Source organism: Microbacterium sp. BLY, from assembly GCF_017939615.1.
Classification (GTDB): domain Bacteria; phylum Actinomycetota; class Actinomycetes; order Actinomycetales; family Microbacteriaceae; genus Microbacterium.
Map to the genome: position 1 here is coordinate 1800180 of NZ_JAGKSR010000001.1, position 21012 is coordinate 1821191.

General features: G+C 71.7%; 20 protein-coding genes. 9 read left to right on the forward strand and 11 right to left on the reverse strand.

Going from position 1 to position 21012, the window contains the following annotated elements; translation table 11 throughout:
• Positions 1-40: 40 nt before the first annotated feature.
• The 5 genes from KAF39_RS08890 to KAF39_RS08910 all read right to left on the reverse strand — a co-directional run bounded on the left by KAF39_RS08890 (position 41) and on the right by KAF39_RS08910 (position 4128).
• Positions 41-418 carry a DUF202 domain-containing protein gene (locus KAF39_RS08890; protein WP_210676929.1) on the reverse strand — a complete coding sequence of 126 codons (378 nt, stop codon included), beginning with the start codon at positions 416-418 and terminating at the stop codon, positions 41-43.
• A 10-nt stretch (positions 419-428) separates the two neighbouring features.
• Entirely contained in the window at positions 429-785 is a 357-nt protein-coding gene (locus tag KAF39_RS08895; RefSeq protein ID WP_210676930.1) for a YidH family protein, read from the reverse strand.
• Between the two features lie 98 nt (positions 786-883).
• A complete protein-coding gene (locus tag KAF39_RS08900; RefSeq protein WP_210676931.1) occupies positions 884-2338 on the reverse strand; it encodes an APC family permease in 1455 nt (484 codons plus the stop codon).
• 163 nt (positions 2339-2501) lie between these two features.
• Positions 2502-3152, reverse strand: a complete 651-nt coding sequence (locus KAF39_RS08905) for an HAD-IA family hydrolase (protein WP_210676932.1) — start codon at positions 3150-3152, stop codon at positions 2502-2504.
• Positions 3153-3174: 22 nt separating this feature from the next.
• A complete protein-coding gene (locus KAF39_RS08910; protein ID WP_210676933.1) occupies positions 3175-4128 on the reverse strand; it encodes a helix-turn-helix domain-containing protein in 954 nt (317 codons plus the stop codon).
• Positions 4129-4231: 103 nt separating this feature from the next.
• Here KAF39_RS08910 and KAF39_RS08915 point away from each other — a divergent pair, with 103 nt between their 5' ends.
• Entirely contained in the window at positions 4232-5374 is a 1143-nt protein-coding gene (locus KAF39_RS08915) for a DUF998 domain-containing protein (RefSeq protein ID WP_307805156.1), read from the forward strand.
• 35 nt (positions 5375-5409) lie between these two features.
• Here the strand turns inward: KAF39_RS08915 and KAF39_RS08920 are convergent, their stop codons facing one another.
• On the reverse strand, positions 5410-6267 hold the full coding sequence (locus tag KAF39_RS08920; RefSeq protein ID WP_210676934.1) for a MurR/RpiR family transcriptional regulator: 858 nt from the start codon (positions 6265-6267) through the stop codon (positions 5410-5412).
• Positions 6268-6368: 101 nt separating this feature from the next.
• Between KAF39_RS08920 and KAF39_RS08925 the strand changes: the two genes are divergently transcribed.
• The 3 genes from KAF39_RS08925 to KAF39_RS08935 all read left to right on the forward strand — a co-directional run bounded on the left by KAF39_RS08925 (position 6369) and on the right by KAF39_RS08935 (position 8940).
• Complete coding sequence (locus tag KAF39_RS08925) at positions 6369-7259, forward strand: BadF/BadG/BcrA/BcrD ATPase family protein (RefSeq protein WP_210676935.1); 891 nt, start codon at positions 6369-6371, stop codon at positions 7257-7259.
• Positions 7249-8181, forward strand: coding sequence for an N-acetylmuramic acid 6-phosphate etherase (murQ, locus tag KAF39_RS08930; RefSeq protein ID WP_210676936.1), 933 nt, complete (start codon positions 7249-7251; stop codon positions 8179-8181). Before KAF39_RS08925 ends, murQ begins: the two co-directional genes overlap by 11 nt.
• A 96-nt stretch (positions 8182-8277) precedes the next feature.
• Positions 8278-8940 carry an SDR family oxidoreductase gene (locus KAF39_RS08935; protein ID WP_210676937.1) on the forward strand — a complete coding sequence of 221 codons (663 nt, stop codon included), beginning with the start codon at positions 8278-8280 and terminating at the stop codon, positions 8938-8940.
• A gap of 28 nt (positions 8941-8968) precedes the next feature.
• Here the strand turns inward: KAF39_RS08935 and KAF39_RS08940 are convergent, their stop codons facing one another.
• Positions 8969-10957 carry a primary-amine oxidase gene (locus KAF39_RS08940; RefSeq protein ID WP_210676938.1) on the reverse strand — a complete coding sequence of 663 codons (1989 nt, stop codon included), beginning with the start codon at positions 10955-10957 and terminating at the stop codon, positions 8969-8971.
• Between the two features lie 103 nt (positions 10958-11060).
• Positions 11061-11645 (reverse strand): TetR/AcrR family transcriptional regulator, encoded by a 585-nt coding sequence (locus KAF39_RS08945; RefSeq protein WP_210676939.1) that lies wholly within the window; start codon positions 11643-11645, stop codon positions 11061-11063.
• Between the two features lie 151 nt (positions 11646-11796).
• Between KAF39_RS08945 and KAF39_RS08950 the strand changes: the two genes are divergently transcribed.
• Together KAF39_RS08950 and KAF39_RS08955 are read left to right on the forward strand one after the other, a co-directional pair.
• Positions 11797-13239: a glyceraldehyde-3-phosphate dehydrogenase gene (locus KAF39_RS08950; protein ID WP_210676940.1), complete on the forward strand. Its 1443-nt coding sequence runs from the start codon at positions 11797-11799 to the stop codon at positions 13237-13239.
• A gap of 102 nt (positions 13240-13341) precedes the next feature.
• A complete protein-coding gene (locus KAF39_RS08955) occupies positions 13342-14385 on the forward strand; it encodes a winged helix DNA-binding domain-containing protein (protein WP_210676941.1) in 1044 nt (347 codons plus the stop codon).
• 93 nt (positions 14386-14478) lie between these two features.
• Here the strand turns inward: KAF39_RS08955 and KAF39_RS08960 are convergent, their stop codons facing one another.
• Positions 14479-15921 carry an XRE family transcriptional regulator gene (locus KAF39_RS08960; protein ID WP_210676942.1) on the reverse strand — a complete coding sequence of 481 codons (1443 nt, stop codon included), beginning with the start codon at positions 15919-15921 and terminating at the stop codon, positions 14479-14481.
• Between the two features lie 109 nt (positions 15922-16030).
• Here KAF39_RS08960 and KAF39_RS08965 point away from each other — a divergent pair, with 109 nt between their 5' ends.
• Positions 16031-17893, forward strand: coding sequence for a phosphoenolpyruvate carboxykinase (GTP) (locus KAF39_RS08965; protein WP_210676943.1), 1863 nt, complete (start codon positions 16031-16033; stop codon positions 17891-17893).
• A gap of 153 nt (positions 17894-18046) precedes the next feature.
• Here KAF39_RS08965 and KAF39_RS08970 read toward each other — a convergent pair whose 3' ends face one another.
• Positions 18047-19933, reverse strand: coding sequence for an ABC transporter ATP-binding protein (locus KAF39_RS08970; protein WP_210676944.1), 1887 nt, complete (start codon positions 19931-19933; stop codon positions 18047-18049).
• A 77-nt stretch (positions 19934-20010) separates the two neighbouring features.
• Complete coding sequence (locus tag KAF39_RS08975) at positions 20011-20217, reverse strand: AsnC family protein (RefSeq protein ID WP_210676945.1); 207 nt, start codon at positions 20215-20217, stop codon at positions 20011-20013.
• Between the two features lie 118 nt (positions 20218-20335).
• On the opposite strand from KAF39_RS08975, the gene KAF39_RS08980 reads away from it, so the two are divergent.
• Both KAF39_RS08980 and KAF39_RS08985 read left to right on the forward strand, forming a co-directional pair.
• Positions 20336-20581: a hypothetical protein gene (locus tag KAF39_RS08980; protein WP_136050761.1), complete on the forward strand. Its 246-nt coding sequence runs from the start codon at positions 20336-20338 to the stop codon at positions 20579-20581.
• Entirely contained in the window at positions 20578-20964 is a 387-nt protein-coding gene (locus tag KAF39_RS08985) for a type II toxin-antitoxin system VapC family toxin (protein WP_307805157.1), read from the forward strand. The genes KAF39_RS08980 and KAF39_RS08985 overlap by 4 nt, the downstream gene beginning before the upstream one ends.
• Positions 20965-21012: the final 48 nt, after the last annotated feature.

The window sequence follows — 21012 nt, forward strand, 5'->3', positions numbered from 1 at the left end:
GACCGCGGCATCAGCCGTGGTCGCCCGGGTCTCGCCGCGGTCAGCGGGCCAGCGTGGCCACGACCACGAGTATCAGGGCGACGACGCCGAACCCGGTGGCGAACACCGTGAGCACCAGGGGGAGGCCTCCGCTCGGTAGCGGGCCGGTCGCGCGGGCGGTGAGCACCGCGGTCGTCCGGCGCTGTCGGCGGCGCGCGGCCCCCCACAGCAGGGCTGCCGTGCCCACCCCGAGCACGCCCGGCACGAGACCCCATCCTGCGGAACCGTCCGGCAGCACGAGGGGGAACACCCGCAGCGACAGCAGGGAGCCGATCGCGATCGCGAGTGCGGTGCGCCGCCAGGCGAGCTCCGTGCGCTCCGGCTGCAGCCCCGGATCGGCGAGGCGCGAGGGGGGCGTGGGCGAGGGCGAGGGGGTCATGGCCGCGCCGTCAGCGCCACAGCACGCCGGCGAGCACGAGCAGCCCGGTCGCCACGACCACGACGGCGAGCACCACCGCCGACAGCGCGCCCGGCAGGGGGTGCCCGAGCCGCAGCGCGCGCTCCGCCCGCATCCACTCGAACCAGGCCAGCGGCGCCACGGCCGTGCCGGCGATGATGAGCAGCAGCGAGGCCGCGAGGCGGAAACCCGGGTGCAGGTCGAGCCCGAGGACCTCGAGGGCGACGCCGCCCGCGATCAGCGCCAGACCGGTCCGGGTCCACGCCAGGAACGTGCGCTCGTTGGCGAGCGAGAACCGCGGGTCGGGCTCGTCCCCGACCCGGTAGACGGAGGCGGGGAATCGTCGCATGCGCCCATGGTACGGCGGGCGCCGCCCCGTGCCCTCGTGCGGCGCACCCCGGACGCCGGATTCCCGGGGGCCCGGCGTCCGGCGGCGAGAGGGGGCGGTCAGCGGGTGCTGAACCGCTCCAGATCGGTGGCGAGGCCGTCGTACACCGCGGGCTTGGCGCGGCGGAGGTACTCGGCGTAGACGATGCCGCCGATCAGGGCGAGCACGAGCAGCAGCGGCATCAGACGGATCGCGAGCTCCTCGGAGCCGGCGACGATGGTGAAGTTCACGATCGCCAGGACCGAGATGCCCGCGATGCCGAGGAAGCCGATGCCCGGGGCGATGAACGTGCTCCACCAGCGCGGGTCGTTCCGGCGCCGGAAGTACACGACGATCGACAGCGCCGCGAGGCCCTGCAGGATCAGCACGCTGAGGGTGCCGAAGCCGAGCATGGCGGGCACGAGCGTGACGATGGGGTCGGCGCCGGCGAGGGCGAAGAGGATCGCGACGATCGCCGCGAAGCCGGCCTGCACGGTCCCGGCGAGCTGCGGGGCGCCGTTCGGGCGGGTGCGGGCGAGGGCCTGCGGGAGGACCCTCGCGCGACCCAGCGAGTACAGGTAGCGGGTGGCCGAGTTGTGGAACGCGAGCATCGCTGCGAAGAGGCTCACCAGGAGCAGCACCATCATCACCGTCGTCAGCGGGCCGCCCAGGTATTGCTGCGAGAGCGAGAAGATGAGGTCACCCGTCGGCAGGTGCTCCTGCGCGATGGCCTGCGCCTGCGCGACACCGGTCGCGCTCACCACGGCCCAGGTCGTGACGCCGAGGATCACGCCGATCGCGATGATCGACGTGTAGGTGGCCCGCGGGATCGTGCGCAGCGGCTGCTTGGCCTCTTCGCTGAACAGCGCGGTGGCCTCGAATCCGAGGAAGCCGGTCGCCGCCAGCAGGAGACCGATCGGCAGCGAGCCGGAGAACACGGCCTCGGGGCTGAATGCCGCCACGTCGTAGCCGGTCTGCACGAGCACAGAGACGTCGAACACGACGAGCATGAGCACCTCGAGCACGAGGCACACCCCGAGGATCTTCGAGCTGAAGTCGACGCCGATCCGGGCGAGGATGAAGCAGACCGCGATCGACAGCAGACCCCAGACGAGCCAGGGCACGTCGAGACCGGTGAGGTCGCGGATGATCGTCTGCATGAAGAACCCGCTCGTGCCGATGGTGCCGACCACGAAGAAGTTGTAGCCGATCGTGGCGATCAGGCCCGCGACGAGCCCGCCGGTGCGGCCGAGACCCTTCACGACGAACGCGTAGAAGCCGCCCGCGTTCACGAGCTGCTTCGACATCTGCGCGTAGCCGATCGCGAACAGCAGCAGGATGGCGGCGACGAGGAAGAACGACATCGGCGTGCCGCCGCCGTTGCCCAGCGCGATGGCGAGGGAGGCGACGACGACGATCCCCGTCAGCGGGGCGACCGCCGCGAGGACGAGGAAGACGATGCCGGCGACGCCGAGTGCGCCGGGGCGGAGGGAGGTGTGGTGCGGCGTCGTGGGTGCGGAGGTCTGCTCTGCCACGTCGGCTCCTTTGCTCGGGTGACGGCCGTGCGGACACGGCATCGACGACGAGGGGATCGTCGATAGAGCGAGTCTGGTCGTCGCCGAGTGGGGGCGCTTGACCGTGAGCGAAGGACGATGGTGCCACCGCGCACACCCCGGTGGCGGCCGCGGCGGTGCGAGGTCAGTCGATGTGGAGCTCGAAGCCGTCGTCGGTCGCGACCACCGTGACGTGGGTGAGGTCGTCGACGTGGGCGGTCGGGGAGTGCGCTCCGGCGTGCGGGCCGATGCCGATCACGCGCATGCCCGCGGCGTGCGCCGCCTGGATGCCGGCGCCCGAGTCCTCGAACACGATGCAGTCCGCAGGGTCGACGCCGAGGGTGCGCGCGGCGAGGAGGAAGCCCTCCGGGTCCGGCTTCGACGCCGACACGCTCTCTGCGGTGACGGCGAGCTCCGGCACCGTGAGTCCGGCCTGTCCCATCCGTGCGGTCATGAGCGCCACGTTGGCCGACGTGACCACCGCGTGCGGGAACGGGAGGAGGGCGGCGAGCAGGTCCTCGGCGCCCGGGATGCCGACCACGCCGTCCACATCGGAGGCCTCGGTGGCGAGCATGACCTCGTTCTCGCGGAGGTTGATGGCGTGATCGCGGTCGGGGAGCATGATCGCCATGCTCTGGTGCCCCTGCCGCCCGTGGATGACGCGGAGCACGGTCTCCGGATCGATGCCGTGGGGCTCCGCCCACGCGAGCCAGAGCCGCTCCACGACGGCGGTCGAGTCGACGAGGGTGCCGTCCATGTCCAGAAGGGCGGCGCGGGCGCGGAGGATCTCGGTCACTCCCTCAGGCTAACCCCCGGGGTCAGTGGGTGGCGCGATAGGTGCGGGGGGAGACCCCGAAGGCGTTCTTGAACGCGCGGCTGAAGTGCGCGGCGTCGACGAAGCCCCAGCGGGCGGCGATCGCGGCGACGGGACGGTCGGCGAGCATCGGATCGAGCAGATCGCGGCGGCACTGCTCCAGGCGGCGCGTGCGGATCCACGTCGACACGGTCACCCCCTGCTCCTGGAACAGACCGTGCAGGTGCCGGGTGGAGATGAAGTGCGCGGCGGCGATGGAGGCGGGGCCGAGATCGGTGGCGCCGAGGTTGCGGTCGATGTGCGCGCGGATGCGCTGCAGGAGCGCGCGGTGGGGGTCGGCGGAGGCCCGGTCGAGACCGAGCTCCCGCGTGAACACGGTGGTCACGAGGTCGAGGGCGCTGTGCGCGAGCCGCGCTCCGGTCGTCCCGGCCAGTTCGTCGAGGTGGCCCGCCAGCTGTGTCAGGTACGGCACCACCATGCCGCCCAGTCCCTCCCGTCCGGAGATGCGGACCGCGGTGAGCTGCCCCATCAAGTCCGCCGGGAGGGTGAGGAGGTGCTTCGGGAACATGACGACCATGGTCCGGAAGTCCCGATCGAAGACGAGGGAGTACGGGCGGCTGGTGTCGTAGACCGCCAGGTCGCCCGGTTGCAGCACCGCCTCACGGTCGTCCTGGATGAGCAGGCCGGTTCCGGAGAGCATCAGGCTCACCTTGAAGTACGAGCGGTCGCCGCGGGCGATGAGTCCGGTGGTGCGCTCGACGACGTGCGAGGTCGCGCGGACGTCGGTGACGTGCACCTCGTCGACCGCCGCACCGCGGATCACGCCGCGGAACCGGTCGGCACCGGTGGAGACCTGCAGGGGGACGAAGGATGCGGACACGGCGGCGCGGAACTCGCTGATGTCGCGCGCGACGAGGGTGGACACCGCGTCAGCAGGGGCGGGAGGGGCACCGTTCATGACTGATCACCTCGGGCTGGTGGGAACGACGACGTTGTATACGATCCGTTCCGCGATGCTACCACCGGTGACGCGCCGGCCGGGAGGCTTCTACACTGTGGCCGTGGAGTCCGCACCGAAGGCGACGCTGACGCAGAGGGTCCTCCGCGTGCTCGGGCAGCTGCGGGGCCCCGCCACCTCGGACGCGGTGTTCGAGGCGACGGCGCTGATCGTCGGCGCCGCCTTCCTCGTCGTCGGGTTCGGCATCGCCCTGCCGATCTTCTGGGGGCGCGAGCTCGCCATCAGCGGGACCGGGTCGATCGGCATGTTCGCCGCGTACGGCGGTGCGGTCACGGCTGCCCTCGCGTTCGCCCTGGGGCGGCTCGCGGTGCGGGAGCCGGCGCCGGATCCCGCGGTCGCCCGCGACGGCTTCGCGGTGCCGGGCGACCGGCTCCGCTGGTACGACCTCGCCGCCATCGCCTTCGCGCATGCCGCGATCGCGTATCTCGGGTGGCTGGGGATCGCCGAGCTGCTGGAGCGGAGCTTCGTGGACGCGCCCGTGTTCCCTCTCCCCGGTGCGATCCTCGTCGCGGTGGCGTTCGCGCTCACCGGCTATGTCGCGTTCCTCAGCGCCGTGGCGCTGACCCCGATGGTGCTCTCGCTCGTGCTGGCGGTGTTCCTCGTGATCGGGGCGTTCGCGGCCATGCTGGCGTCGAGCGACGTGCACTGGTGGCAGGACAACCTGTCGGCGCTGGGTATGAGCAGCAACAGCGCATCGGTGGCCTTCAACGCGACCCTCGTGATCGCGGGGATCATGGTGACGACGATCGCGCGATACGCCACGGCGGGGCTGCCGGTCGACGAGCCGGCGGATCGGCGGGGCCGGACGATCGTGCGCGGCGGGCTCATCCTGATGGGGATCTTCCTCGCCTGCGTGGGGATCTTCCCGGTGGACGAGTTCTTCGCCCTGCACAACACCGTCGCGACGGGCATGGCCGTCGCGTTCGCGGTGGTGGTCGTCGGGCTGCCCTGGTTCGTGCGCGGCGTGCCGCGGGTGTTCGTCGGCTTCGGGTGGACGTACGTGCTCGTCATCGTCCTGCTCGGTGCGTTCTTCGCCGTCGGCTACTACAACCTCACCGCGGTCGAGCTGATCGCCGCCGTGCTGATCTTCAGCTGGATCATCGTGTTCCTGCGGACGGCGGGGGCGATGGGCAGCCCGGCCACGCACACCGACGGCCTCGCCGCGTCGAGCGTCGAGGCCGCCTGATCGGGCCGCCGCGCGCCCGCGCGCGTCGTCCGACGTCAGTCGCCGAGCAGGCGCGTGGCGTCGCGGGTGCGGTGCAGCGCGTCGACCGTCTCGGCGTACCGCTGCTTGGCGACCCCGATGAACAGGCAGTCCACGAGAGCGAGCTGCGCGATGCGGCTCACCATCGCGCCCGCGCGGAACGTCGATTCGCGGACCTCGGTGAACAGGGCGTGGTCGGCGACCTGCGCGAGTGGGGAGTCCTTCGCGGACGTGACGGCGACGGTCGTCGCCCCGGTGGCGCTCGCCGCCTCGAGGAACCGGACGGTCTCGATCGTCGACCCGGCGTGCGAGAAGCCGATCGCGACGGTCCGGCCCACCGGCAGCACGGCGGCGGCGATCGCCTCGTGGGGGTCGGCCAGCGCATGCGCGTTGCGCCCGACGCGGAGCAGCTTGTGCGCGAGGTCCTCGGCGACGAACTGGCTCGCCCCGATGCCGTAGAGGAGGATCCGGTCGGCGCGGTCCATCGCCTCGACCGCGGCCGACAGCACCGCGAAGTCGAGCTGCCCGACGGTTTCCTCGATCGCGAGGAGCTCCAGTGCGGCGAGTTTGGACACCGCCTCCGGGAGGGTGTCCTCGTCGGAGATCTCCGAGCCGTAGGCGCCGCGGGCGGAGAACTGCGCCGCCTCTTTGCCGAGTTCGGTGGCCAGGGCCATGCGCAGGGGCGCGTAGCCCGTGAAGCCGATCGCCCGGCAGAAGCGCACGACCGAGGCGACCGACGTGCGGCACTCCGCGGCGAGCTCGCTGATGGTCTTGTCGATCACGAGGCTCGGGTTCTCCCGTACGGCGGCCGCGACGCGGGCCAGTGACGGGGGCATGGTCGAGGCGGCGGCTTCGATCGTCGACTGGATGCTCACGCGATCCTCCGGAGATGGCGGGACAGGGTGGTAAATTCTTTTCAGTGAGTCTACGTGTTGTGTAGTCTCTTTTCCTTCCGCCGCCGATCCGAGGAGTCCCGATGAGCGCGACGACCGCGACCGTCGATCTCGGCAAGTCCCGTTGCCGGCTCGTGGTGCACGGCCCTGCCGCCGCCTCGCGCTCCGGCGTCGGAGCCCCCGGGCTCGCCGCCGCCGGGGGAGTGGACGCCGCGCTCGCGGCGATCCTTCCGCTGCTCGACGGCGTCGAGCGCGTCGACGCCCTCGGGGTCGGCGCGGCCGGCGCCTGGTTCGCGCCGGAGTCGGCGGCGGCCCTCGCGACCGCGCTCGCATCGCGGACCGGCGCGCGCGTCGCCGTCGCCTCCGACGTCGTCACCGCCCACGTCGGCGCACTCGCGGGCGACACCGGCGTGCTCCTCATCGCCGGGACCGGCGCGGTGGCCCTGGGCGTCGACGCCGAGGGCGCACGCCTCGTCGACGGCTGGGGACCCGAACTGGGCGACCTCGGCAGCGGCTCCTGGCTCGGGCGTGAGGCGCTGCGCGCGATCCTCCGCGCCGCCGACGGGCTCGCCGGCCCGACGGCCCTCACCACCGCCCTCGCCGAACCGGTGGGGACCCCGGCGGACGTGCAGGCCTGGCTCGCCGCCGACTGCGCGCTCGCCCGTCGCCTGGCGACCCTCGCCCCCCTCGTGCTCGCGGCGGCCGAGGCCGGCGACGCCGCGGCCTCCGCCATCGTCGCCGAGGCCGTCCGCCTGCTCGCGACGACGGCGACTGCGGCCTCCGACTCGACCGTCGACGTCGCCCTCCACGGCGGCCTCACCGACCACCCCGGGTTCCGTCGCACCCTCGCCCAGGCGCTAGAGACGCGCGGTCGCCGTATCGTCCCCGCGCGGGGCGACGCCATGGACGGCGCCCTGCTGCTCACCCGCCGCCTCGATCTCCCCCACGAAAGGTTCGTGCACCGTGCCGAATGACGCCCGTCTCACCACCCTCCTCGCCGAGCTCGCGGGCCTCGACACCGAGGCCTCCACGACCGAGCGGGGCGACCTCGACCTGCTGAGCACGACCGAGCTGGTGCAGCGCATGAACGCCGAGGATCGCCGGGTGCCCGAGGCGGTCGCGGGGCGGACCGCGGAGATCGCGGCGGCCGTCGACGGCATCACCGCGCGGTTCCGCCGCGGCGGGCGTCTCATCTACATCGGCGCGGGGACGGCGGGGCGCATCGGCGTGCTCGACGCGAGCGAGTGCCCGCCCACCTTCGGTACCGACCCGTCGATGGTCGTCGGGCTCATCGCCGGCGGGGAGACGGCCATCCGCTCGGCGGTGGAGAACGCCGAGGACGACGACGAGGCGGCCGCCGTCGCTCTGCGCGACCTCGAGCTCAGCGAGCGGGACACCGTCGTGGGCATCTCCGCGTCGGGGCGCACGCCCTACGTCATCGGCGGTCTGCGGTACGCGCGGGGTATCGGCGCGTTCACGGTCGCGATCGCGTCGAACGCGGGCTCGGCGATCGGTGCGGAGGCCGAGGTCGCGATCGAGGTGGTCACCGGGCCGGAGTTCGTCTCCGGATCGACGCGACTGAAGTCCGGCACGGCGCAGAAGCTCGTCGTGAACATGCTCACGACGCTGTCCATGATCAAGCTGGGCAAGACGTATCGCGGGGTCATGGTCGACCTGCTGGCCACGAACGAGAAGCTGCACGCCCGCTCGATCCGCACGGTGTCGCAGCTCGCCGGCGTGGGCGTCGACGAGGCGTCCGCGGCGCTGCGCGAGGCCGACGGCTCGGTCAAGCTCGCGCTGCTCCTGCTCGCGACCGGAGCGAACGCCGACGAGGCGGCGTCCGCGCTGGCCGCGGCCGACGGGATCCTCCGGGACGCGATCGCCGCCCTCGCCTGAGCCGGTCCCGCGCGGTGCGGGGTGCGAAACGCTCCTGAGGAGTGCGGGCGGGGCGCCTTTTCGCACCCGCGACGGCTCGGCCGCTAGCGTGAGGGCATGCCTCTCGCACTCGTCACCGGCGCCGCGCGCGCCAACAGCATCGCCGCCGGCATCGTCCCGCGGCTCCGTGCCGACGGCTGGACCGTCGTCACCAGCGACCTCGACGACGCCGATCACCCCGCCGATCTCGCCACCGCGGAGGGACCGGAGCGCCTGATCGCCGAGGTCGCGGACGCGCACGGCCCGATCTCCGCGCTCGTCCTCAGCCACGCGCACGACGTCGAGTCCGGCGTGCTCGACACCACGGCGGAGAGCTTCGACCGGCACGTCGCCGTGAACGCGCGGGCGAGCCTGCTCCTCATCGCGGCGTTCGCCCGGCAGGCCGAGTCGGGCGGCGCCATCGTGGCCCTCACGAGCGATCACGTGACCGGGAACCTGCCGTACGGGGCGTCCAAGGGGGCGCTCGACCGGCTGGTCATCTCCGCCGCGCGCGAGCTCGGCCCGCGCGGCATCTCCGCCAACGTCCTGAACCCCGGGCCCATCGACACCGGGTGGATGGATGACGAGACCCGCCTCGGCCTCGCCGGCATGACGCCGCTCGGGCGTCTCGGCACCCCCGGCGACATCGCCGCCGTCGTCTCGTTCCTCCTCTCGGAGGAGGGGCGCTGGATCTCCGGGCAGCTCCTCCAGGCCGACGGGGCCTTCTCCGCGCGCTACTGATCGCGCGGCGGAGCGGCCCCGGGGGCGCTCAGTGGGCGCACCCGCAGGAGTCGCCGCCGCAGCAGGAGGCCGTCGCGGTCGCTCCGCCGTGCGCCTGCGACGACTCCGGCACGTCCATGGCCGGGTTCTGGTCGAGGAAGCCGGAGGGCTTGAACCAGAAACCCGCGTAGTCCACGGGCATGATCGGCCAGTCCTCCGGGCGGGGGAAGTGCGTGAGTCCGAAGGTGTGCCACAGCACCATGTCCTCGCCGTCGATCCGGCGGTCGCCGGCGGTGTACTCCGGGAGCCCGGCGCCGCCCTGGTGCGCGTTCGGGTAGCGTCCCGCGGGCCAGAGCTGGCCGTGCTCATACCGCGTCGCCCAGAGGTGCTTGGTGGCGAAGGCCGCGCGCGCGGCGACGGAGGAGGCCGGGTCGGCCATCAGGAGGGCGGTGGGCTCCGGCACGAGGTGATAGGCGGTCGGGCGGCCGACGTGGTTCGTCCGCGAGGCGCTCTGCACCTCCCACACCCGGGCGGCGGACGAGTCGGCCTCGCGCCGCGCGGCGTGCTCGGTCTCCAGCACCGTCTCCGACCAGGTGAACGCGTTGCCGAACGGGTTGTCCGGCCCCATCGGCACCCGCTGCGCGTCCACCTCCACGAGGCGGTTGTCCTGGCCGTCGATCGCGACGTCGAGTCGGGCGCAGAACAGGTGCTGGTGGACCGGGGCGAAGACGCCGGGGGCGAGTTCGGTGGCGTGCTTCTGGCGGACGCCCGGCTCTCCGGCCCCGGCAAACACGATGCCGGTGGCCTTGGCGACGACCTCGATCGAGCCGTCCAGACCGAAGTTCCAGTAGAAGCCGTAGTCGTAGTTGCCGATCGTGGAGAAGTACGAGACGACGAAGCGCCGCGACCGCCGCACGTCGGACCGTCCGGAGAGGTCGGTGTGCTTCCAGAGGATGCCGAAGTCCTCCTCGTGCATGCAGATCACGTTCGGGATACGCACCGGGTGGCCGTGGTCGTCGGCGACATACCCGTCGAGATACCGGATCACGCCGAGGCAGTCGCACCCGAGTTCCAGGTGGTTGGCGTTCTTGCCGAGGAGGTACTCACCGGCGTCGAAGTAGCTGATCCAGAAGCGACCGGGGGCGGTGTCACCGTAGGGGACGACCATCTCCGGCACGCTCGCCCGGTGCAGCACGGAGCGCCCCTGGAAAGACACGTCGTGCAGCACGAGGCCCTCCCGGGCGTTGAAGCCCACGCGCATCGACCAGCCCTCCCACTCGACGAGCGATCCGGACACGGCGAAGCTCGGTCCTTCCGGCTGCGTGATCTCGATCGGCTTCAGCGTCGTCCGTGCCGCGCCCTGCACTTCCGGGTAGTAGTTGCCGTGCCCGGCGGGCACTCCGACGTCGCCCTCGTCCTCGACGCGGATCACGCTGTTCGTCGTGAGATCGATGTGGACGATCAGCCCCTCGACGGGGTGGGCCCACGGAGAGTCCCGCTCGCCGTAGCGGAGGAACGTGAGGGATCGGATCACGCGGCGGCCCACCTCGTCGGCCCGACCGGTGTACCCCGGGGCCAGGGGGGAGCAGAAGGCGAGGGCCATGTGGTCCGCCAGGCCCCGGCGGCGCATGGCGGCCTGCCATTCCGGGGACGTCTTGGCGATGGCCTCGGCCCGCTCGTACTCCTCGAAGAGGTACTGCGGCTGTCCGTAGGGCGGGGCGTCGTTCGGCACCCGCTCCTGGCGCACGACCTCGCCGCGGGTGATCGAGACGATCACCTCGGTCGCGACGCCGGTGGCCGTGTCGAGCAGCGTCACGTCCACCCGGCGGTCGATGGGGGAGCCGGGGCGCCAGGCCGCGAGCTCCTCCTTCGTGGCTTCATCGGGGAGCAGCATCGGCACGCGGGTGGTCGCCGTCAGCAGGCCGGCCGCGTCGAGCACGGCGCGGGCGGCGGCGATCTCGGCGCCGGTGAGCGGGTCGAGCGGATGCGGGGCGGCGATGGGCTCGAGGGAGACGGACTGCGGGGAGTGCGGGGACATCGTTGACCTCACTATTTTCGAGCAACTGCTCAAGAAACGGGTTGGCACGATGATACGGCCGGGCCTGTGCAGGCACAACCGTTTCCGGACGGCGACGTCGGGCTCAGCGGCGCCAGGGGGCGAGGATGCCGTCGAGCACGGCGAGGTGCGCCGCGGGCGGCTGGGGCTCGGTGACCTCCACGACCTGCTGGCCGTACGTGATCGACCGCAGGAGGGCGAGGAGGTCGCCGGTGGGTGTCTCCGGCCGCAGCTCCCCGTCGGTCACCGCCTCCTCCAGGGCGTCGCGGATGCGGTCCTGCCACGTCGCGAGGGTCGGCGCCCCGGCGTCGGGCGTCGGCGCGAGGGTGGCCAGACGGCCCCAGAACCCGACGACGACGCGGGCCTCGGCGCGGGTGCGCTCGTCCACCGGGAGCACCTCGCGCATGAGGGCCTCGAGCCGGGGGAGACCGCGGAGGCCGTCGGTCGCCGCCGTGATGCGCTCGTCGGTGCGGCGGGTGACCTCGGCCGCGGCGGCGCGCACCACGTCGTCGAAACCGTCGAAGTAGTGCCAGAGGGCGCCGGTCGCGATGCCGAGCTCCTTCGCGACCGCGCGGGAGGACACGCTCTCATGGCCGTCCCGCGCGGCGACGGCGAGCAGCGCGTCGGCGATCTGCCGGCGGCGCTCATCATGATCGACGATGCGGGGCACCCGCTCATTGTGGCGCATCCGGTGCGCCCGGCCGTGACGGCGATTCGGCGGGCCGTTCCGCGGCTTGTACGCTGGAGGCATCCCCCGATCACCCCGGCAACCTCGCGCGCGCCGGCGACCTCGGCGCGCGCTCACACATGCAAGGACGCAGATGAACGATTCCGCGGCACACCGCGACGGCTGGACAGCGAGCGAAGAACTGGCGGAGCGGATGATCCCGCTCGTCGGGGCTCTCAAGCGCGAGCGCGACGTGGTCACCTCGCTGCACGGCCACCGCCTGCTCGGGCTCTCTGCCACCGGGCTCGTCGAGGTGCACGAGCGGGTGGCCCAGCTCGGGCACGAGCGTCTGGATGTGGCGGACAGCCTGGCGGTGCTCGAGGGCATCCACGCCCTCGCTCCCGGCGCGTCGTCGATCGACGTGGCGCGCCTCGTCGAAGGGCACGCGGCGAGCGGCCGCCCGCTTGAGGAGTACCTCGCCGACGTCCTCGCTCCGGCCGTGGGGGCCGTCGCCGCTGATCCGACCGACGTCGTGCTCTACGGCTTCGGGCGGATCGGACGCCTGCTCGCCCGCATCCTCATCGCGCACACCGGCGGAGGCAGCGGTCTGCGGCTCCGCGCGATCGTCGTGCGCCGCGGCTCCGAGAACGACCTCGTCAAGCGGGCGTCGCTGCTGCAGCGCGACTCCGTGCACGGCCGCTTCGCGGGCTCGGTCACGGTGGACGATGACGCCGAGCAGATCATCGCCAACGGCACGCGCATCCAGGTCATCTACTCCGATGACCCCGCGGCGGTCGACTACACCGCCTACGGCATCGACGACGCGATCGTCGTCGACAACACCGGCCGCTGGCGCGACGAGGCGGGGCTCTCGCAGCACCTCCGCGCGAAGGGCGTCGCCCGGGTGCTGCTCACCGCCCCGGGCAAGGGGACGCTGAAGAACATCGTCCAGGGCATCAACGACGACACGATCACCGATGAGGACCGCATCGTGTCGGCGGCGTCCTGCACGACGAACGCCATCACCCCGGTGCTCGCCGCGATCGACGAGGCCTACGGTGTCGTCAAGGGGCACGTCGAGACGGTGCACTCGTTCACGAACGACCAGAACCTCATCGACAACTTCCACAAGGGTGACCGCCGCGGCCGCTCCGCCGTGCTGAACATGGTCATCACCGAGACCGGGGCGGCGAAGGCCGTGGCCAAGGCCCTGCCGCAGCTCGAGGGGCGGCTCACGGGCAGCGCGATCCGCGTCCCCACGCCGGACGTCTCGCTCGCCGTGCTGCACCTCACGCTGGAGCGCCCCGCGACCAAGGAGCAGGTCAACGACTACCTGCGCCGCGTCTCGCTGCACTCGAAGCTCCGCCAGCAGATCGACTACGTGGAGAGCCCCGAGGTGGTCTCGACGGACTTCGTCGGCTCCCACCGCGCCGGCATCGTCGACGGTCTGGCCACCATCGCCGACGAGAACACGCTCATCCTCTACGTCTGGTACGACAACGAGTTCGGGTACTCCTGCCAGGTGATCCGGGTGCTGGAGACCATGGCTGGTTCGCACCCCGTCGTCCTCCCTCCCCGCCGCGAGGTCACCCTCTAACCCCCCGTCGACCCACCCCTTTCCGCGCGCCCCGGCCCCTTGCGTCCGCACGTAACGGGCCGGGGCGCACGCATGGGGGTGGGTCGCGGCATGATGAGGGGCATGAAGACCTCACAGTGGCGGGAGGAGCGGCTGCGGTTCCAGGGACTCACCGCGCCGGAGGCGGACGTCACGGGCGCGGCGGCACGGCTGCTCGCGGTGCAGAGTCAGGACTTCACGGCCGGACGGTGGGCGCTGGCCGCGCGGACGAAGGGCGACGTGCACCTCCGCGACGTCGATGCCGCGTTCGACCGCGGCGACCTCGTCCGTGCCTGGACGATGCGCGGCACGCTGCACACGATCCCCGCGCGTGATCTCGGCTGGGTGCTCGAGGTCACGGCCGCACGACAGCAGCAGCAGGCGGCCTCCCGTCAGCGGCAGCTCGGCATCGATGACGCCATGGTCGACGCGGTCGTCCGGGCGCTCACCCCGCGGCTCCGTGACGGCGGCCTCACCCGGAGCGAGATCTTCGGGGTGCTGGAGGAGATCGGTATCGACCCCTCGGGGCAGCGCGGCGTCCACCTGCTGTTCGCGCTGACGGTCTCCGGTGTCGTCGTGCAGGGGCCGGTCGTGGCGCGGGAGGGCATCACCCGGGAGCAGCGCTTCGTGCTCGCGGCCGCCCACATCCGCGACCACGCCCGCCCGGAGGATCCGCTGGCGGAGCTCTTCGTCCGCTACATCGAGGGACACGGGCCCGCGCGGGTGACGGACTTCGCGTGGTGGTCCGGTCTCCCGCTCGGGCGGTCCCGCGAGGCGGCGGAACGGGCGGCGGCACGGATGTCCGAGATCGAGGACGGCGTCTTCGTCGGCCGCACCCCGCCCCGGCGCGCGGCGAAGAGGGCGTCCGTCTTCGCCCTCGGGGCCTTCGACGAGTACTACATCTCCTACGCCGACCGCACCGTCGTGTGCGCTCCGGACCACCTCGCCGCCGTCGGGCCGGGGAAGAACGGCATGGTCCGCGCGACGCTCGTGGAGCACGGTCGCGTGATCGGCTGCTGGACCCACGCCGCCGCCGCGCACACCGCCCCTCCGACTCTCTTCACCCCGCCTGAGGATTCCGCCGCCGTGACCGCCGCTCTCGCCCGCTTCGCCGCATTCATCGCTTGACCCCGCGTCGACCCACCCCTTTTCGTTCCTCCCGGCCCCCTGCGACCGTCCGCAACGGGGTGGGGCGCACGCAAGGGGGTGGGTCGGCAGAGGTTACTCGCTGGCGTGGCGACCCAGGAAGTTGTAGACCTCGTTGTCGTCCACACCGGGGAACATGCCCCGGGGGAGCGGCGAGAACATATGGGTGTGGACGCGGGCGCTCGGCCACGCGCGACCCTTCCAGCGCTCCGTGAGCTCGGGTGACGGACGGCGGCAGCACGCCTCATCGGGGCAGGTCGACACGGCCCGGTCGTTCGTCTCCCGCCCCCGCCACCACCGGGCGTCGTCGAACGGCACGCCCACCGTGACCGAGAACTCTCCCTCGGTCGACGACCCCGTCTGAGTCGAGCACCAGAACGTCCCGGAGGGCGTATCGGTGTACTGGTGGTGCTCGACCGTGCGGTTCTGCTGCGTGAAGGCGGAGCGGGCCTGGAACTTCCGGCACACCCGCTGGCCTTCCACGGCACCGGTCACGTCCATCGGCAGCGGGAGGTCGTCGTTCTCGTAGACCCGGGTGATCGCCCCCGTCGAGTCGACGCGCAGGAAGTGCAGCGACATCCCGAGGTGCTGCGTGAGGAGGTTCGTCATGCGCATGCCCGCGGCTTCGTGGGTCACGCCGAATCCGTCGCGGAAGTCCTCCACGGCGAGGTTGCGATCCTTCTTCGCCTGCTGCAGGAAGGCCACCGCGGCCGTCTCCGGCATGAGACAGCAGGCGGCGAAGTAGTTGATCTCCAGGCGCTGCTGCAGGAAGTCGGCGTAGTCGGTCGGCGGCGTGTGGCCGAGGAGGCGGTGCGCCATCGCCTGCAGGGCCATCGACCGGAGGCCGTGACCGCCGGGGATGGACGCGGGCGGCAGGTAGATGCGGCCGTTCTCGAGATCGGTGACCGAGCGGGTGGAATGCGGGAGGTCGTTGACGTAGATGAGCTCGAACCCGAGCTTCTCCGCCATGATGCTCACGGTCCGGTGGGTGAGGGCGCCCTGCACGTGCCCGGCGGCCTTGAGCTGCTTCTCCGCGAGCTTCTCGATGTCGGGCAGGTAGTTGTTCTGCGCGCGCATCCGCAGTCGCAGCTCGGTGTTGGCGCGGCGGGCCTCTTCGGGGGTGGCGATGGCCTCGCGCTCGCGCCGCTGGAGTTCGCGGTGCAGACCGAGGATCGACTCGATGGTCTCGTCGCTCATGCCCTTCGTGACCCGGACGGGGGAGACGCCGAGCTGGCGGAACACCGGACTCTCCTGCGCGCGTTCGAGCTCGATCTCCAGCGCGGCCCGACGGTTCGGCGGCTCCCCTGAGATGAGGTCGGTGACCTCGGTGCCGGTGGCCTGCGCGATGGCCTGGAGGAGGGACAGCTTGGGCTCGCGCTTGCCGTTCTCGATGAGGCTGAGTTGCGAGCCGGCGACGCCGACCAGCGCTCCGAGCTCGTCGAGGGTGAACCCGTTCTCCAGGCGGCGGTGCCGGATGCGGTGGCCGAGGGTCGTGAGGTGGATGCCGGAGGACGCCATTGTTTGAGTGTAGCGAAAGAACAGCGATTCTTATCGCTCGATTTGGCCGAAAGTCCTCGATAAGGGCGATGAAGATGGAAGCAACGCCCCACACTTCGAAGGAGCAGTCATGGCCATGGCCGAAGTCCTCACCCCCCGCACGTCCCCCGTCGCCCCGACGCGCACGTTCGGCGCTGCGCCCTCCTATGACACTCCCGCGATGGCCGAGCTGGTCGCCTGGGTCGACGAGATCCGTGCCCTCACCCAGCCGGACGCCGTGCACTGGGTCGACGGCTCGCGGGCCGAGAACGACTGGCTGCTGCGCGGTCTCGTCGACGAGGGCAAGCTCATCAAGCTGAACCCCGAGTGGCGTCCGGGCTCGTACCTCGCGCGCTCCCACCCCAGCGACGTCGCCCGCACGGAGGCGCGCACCTTCATCGCCTCGGAGCGTGAGGAGGACGCCGGGCCCACGAACAACTGGGCGGACCCCGCCGAGATGCACGCGAAGATGGACGAGATCTTCGAGGGGTCGATGCGCGGCCGCACGATGTACGTCGTGCCGTTCTCGATGGGGCGCGTGGGCGGACCGCTGTCGCACATCGGCGTGCAGATCACCGACAGCGCCTACGCCGTCGCCTCGATCGGCATCATGACCCGCGTCGGCGACGAGGTGACCCGTCAGATCGCCGAGGGTGCGCCGTGGGTCAAGACGGTGCACTCCGTCGGCGCTCCGCTGGAGGCCGGAGAGCCGGACGTCGAGTGGCCCTGCAACGACGACAAGTACATCGTCCACTTCCCGGAGACGCTCGAGGTCTACTCCTACGGCTCGGGCTACGGCGGCAACGCGATCCTCGCCAAGAAGTGCTTCGCGCTGCGCATCGCGTCGGTCATCGCCCGTGACGAGGGATGGCTCGCCGAGCACATGCTGCTCATCCGTGTGATCGACCCGCAGGGCAAGGCCTACCACGTGGCTGCGGCCTTCCCTTCGGCGTGCGGCAAGACCAACCTCGCGATGCTGCGTCCGACGATCCCCGGCTGGAAGGTCGAGACCCTCGGTGACGACATCGCCTGGATCCGTCCCGGCGAGGACGGCCGGCTGTGGGCGATCAATCCCGAGGCCGGCTTCTTCGGCGTCGCGCCCGGCACCGGCGAGTCGACCAACGTCACCGCCGTCGAGACGCTGTGGGGCAACACGATCTTCACGAACGTCGCGCTCCGCCCCGACGGCGACGTGTGGTGGGAGGGCCTGACCGACGAGGCCCCCGCTCACCTCGTCGACTGGGAGGGCAACGACTGGACGCCGGACTCCGGTCGTCCGGCCGCGCACCCCAACTCCCGCTTCACCGTGTCGGCGGCGCAGTGCCCGCAGATCTCCGAGGACTGGGAGGAGGCCGTGCCGCTCGACGTCATCCTCTTCGGCGGTCGTCGGGCGAGCAACGTCCCGCTCGTGGTCGAGGCCACCGATTGGACGCATGGCGTCTTCCTCGGCTCGAACATCTCCTCCGAGCGCACGGCCGCGGCCGAGGGCACGGTCGGAGAGCTGCGCCGCGACCCCTTCGCGATGCTGCCGTTCTGCGGCTACAACATGGCCGACTACTTCGGCCACTGGCTCAAGGTCGGCCGCGGCCTGCGCTTCGACCGCGCGCCGCGCATCTTCCAGGTGAACTGGTTCCGCCGCGGGGCCGACGGACGCTTCCTCTGGCCCGGGTTCGGCGACAACTCGCGTGTCGTCGACTGGATCATCCGCCGGGTGGCGGGGGAGGTCCCCGTCGTCGACAGCCCGATCGGACGGCTGCCGCGCGTGGACGACCTCAACCTCGACGGGCTCGACATCCCCGCGGAAGACCTCGACGAGCTGTTCTCGGTGGACCCGGAGGCGTGGAAGGCCGAGGCCGACCTCACCGAGGAGTTCTACGACACGTTCGGCGACCGGGTCCCGGCGGCCCTGCGCACCGAGCTCGCGTCGCTGCGCTACCGCCTGGCCCAGGCGTAGCCCCCAGACCGGTGCCGGTTCGGGGGAGCCGGCACCCTCGGCCTCCGGTCGAGTCATACCCGCGAAGGCGGGGCATCCGAGACGAACCCATGGCTGAGTGGTCTCAGACGCCCCGCCTTCGTGGCATCCGCTTCCCGCGAACTGCGCGACAGGCTACGCGAGGAGCTGGTGGCGGGCGAGGTCGCGGTAGAGCGGGGTCGACTCCACCAGTTCCGCATGGGTGCCCTGACCGACGACCACGCCGTCCTGCAGCACCACGATGAGGTCGCTGTCGACCACGGTCGAGAGCCGGTGCGCGATGACGATCAGCGTGCGGTCGGTGGCGACCGCGTCGATGGCCTCGCGCATGCGCTGCTCGTTCACGCCGTCGAGCGAGGACGTCGACTCGTCCAGCAGGAGGATCGGGGCGTCGGTGAGGAGGGCGCGGGCGATCGCGAGCCGCTGGCGTTCGCCGCCGGAGAGCATCACGCCGTCCTCGCCGACCGGGGCGTCCACCCCGAGCGGGTTGCGCTCCAGCACGTCGCCGAGGTTCACGGCGCGGAGCACACGGGCGCAGTCCTCGTCCGTCGCCGTCGGGGACGCGAGGCGCAGGTTCTCGGCGAGGGTTCCGGCCAGCGTCGGGGCGTCCTGCTCGACGTAGCCGAAGTGGGCGCGCAGCTCGTCGCGCGGATAGGTGCGGGTGTCGTGACCGTGCAGCCGGATCGACCCGCCCGTCGGGTCGTAGAAGCGCTCGATGAGGGAGAGGATCGTGCTCTTGCCGGCCCCGCTCGGACCGACCAGGGCCACGCGCGATCCTCGGGGGACGGCGAACGACACCCCGCGGAGCACCTCGTGGTCCTGCGTGTCGGGAGCGGCGTCGGTCTGCTCGAGGTGGGCATCGTGGAGGAGGGTCTGGGCTTCTCTCGCGGCCGCGCGGCGGGCCGCGACGACGTTCTCGGGATAGCGGAACCGCACGTCGCGGAACTCCAGGGCCGGGGCGTCCGGATCCGGCGCCGCCTCGCGGGGCAGCGCGGCGGCGGTGGCCGCGTCGTCCTGGGTCTCGGTGGGCAGATCGAGCACTTCCTGGATGCGGCCGAGGGCGCCGAGGGCCTCGTTGACCGAGACGATGGCCCCGAAGGTCGAGGCCAGGGGCATGACCAGGAGGAAGAGGAACATCACGAACGAGATGAGGGCGGCGATGGAGATGGCTCCGGCCGCGACGCGGAAGCCGCCGACGCCGAGCACGACGAGCAGCGAGAGCTGCAGGGCGATCCCGGCGACGGGTACCACGAGCGACGAGATCTTCGCGATGCGCACGCCGATGCCGTAGGCCTCGGACGCCCGCTCCGTGACCGCCGCCGTCTCGCGCTCCGTCGCACCGGAGGCGCGGATCGTGCGGATGGACCCGACGGCGCGTTCGACCCCGGAGGCCAGTTCGCCGACCTTCTCCTGCTGCGCGGTCGAGGCGGCACGGATCCGCCCGCTGAGCGCGGTCACGACCACGACGGAGACGCCGATCACGACGACGATGAGCAGCAGCAGTACCGGGTCGATGAGCAGCATCGCGATGAGGGCACCGGCGAAGAGTACGACGTTGCCGACCGCGTCGGCGAGGCCCTGGGTGAGGACCGCGTACAGGAGCGTGGTGTCGGTGCCGACGCGCGAGACGAGGTCTCCGGTCCGCCGGGCGTCGAACTCCGCGGTAGGCAGGTGGAGGATGCGCGCGATGAGCTTGCGGCGGCTCGAGTACACGACCGCGGTGCCCGTGCGCTGCAGCAGGTAGTGCTGGAATCCGGAGATGATCGACGACACGATCACGAAGCCGACGAGCGCCCAGACGAGGAACCCGATGGCGCCGTCGGTCTGCACCGCCTCGATCACCTCGCCGACCAGCAGGGGCTGGACCAGCGAGGTCGCGGCGCCGAACACGCTCAGCACCGCGACGACGACGAGGGTGCGCTTGTGTTCGAAGAGGAAGGGGAGGAGCTGGCGGAAGGTGGCGCGGGGCCCGTCGGCCGGTGCGCCCCGTCCGCGTCGGCGGGGTGTCGCCGTGCGGGACATGGGGGAACCTCGATCTGGAGATGGTACTTCGACCGTACTCGGGAGCCGGTCGCTTCCTATGGGACTGCTGTATGTGCTCAGGTGCGGCCGAACCGGCGGTGCGCCGCCTGTTTGGTGACGCCGAGGGCGCTGGCGATCGCCTGCCAGGAGTAGCCGCTCGTGCGGGCGCGGCGGACCTGGGCTTCCTCGGCGCGGGCGAGTTCCTTGCGCAGTGCGGCGAGACGGTGGAGCTCGGCGAGCGGCTCGCCGCCTTCGGCAGCGGCGATGGTGGTCGGCAGAGTCATGGGGACCTCCTTCGCGTCAATACTCGTTGACGATCAATCCGGTGTCAAGAAGTGTTGACGCACGTGTTGTCCACAGGCGTCCCTTGTCTGCATGTGGAGCGCATGCGATGCTGGCAGGATGGCTCGCATGCTGCAAGTGAGGAACCTGCCCGATGAGGTTCACGCCCGGCTCAAAGAGCGTGCCGCGGCGGAACGCATGAGCCTGTCGGACTACGTCGCGCGCGAGCTGGAAGATCTCGTCCGGTACCGCAGCAATGCGGAAGTCCTGGAGGCGTCGCGAGCACGGGCGCGCGCCGCCGGCGTCTCCCTGACGCGCGAGAGCATCCTCGCCGCCCGTGATCGCGAACGGGACGGGCGCCGGTGAGCGTGTCGTCCGAGTCGGTCGTGCTCGATGCCTCGGCGGCGATCGAGGCCCTGCTCGGCGAGGAGGTCTGGACGCACGGCGAGGAGTTCCATGCGCACGCGGGTCTCGACATCGAGGTCCTGTCCGTGCTGTGCCGACTCACGATGCGGTCCTCGATGCCGGCACACGCTGCCCGCGAGGCCCTGGATGCGTTCGGGGCGTTGCAGATCGCCCGCCATCCGCTGCGTCGTCTCATCCCACGGATCTGGTCGCTGCGCGATGACGTCTCCGCGTACGACGCCGGTTATGTCGCGCTCGCCGAGGCCCTCGACGTGCCTCTGCTCACGGCCGATCGCCGGCTGGTGAAGACGGCGGCCCGGTACTGCGACGTCGTGCTGCTGTGAGCGCCTGGCCAGGAAGACGAGAACGGCTGCGCCCCCGAGGAGTGCAGC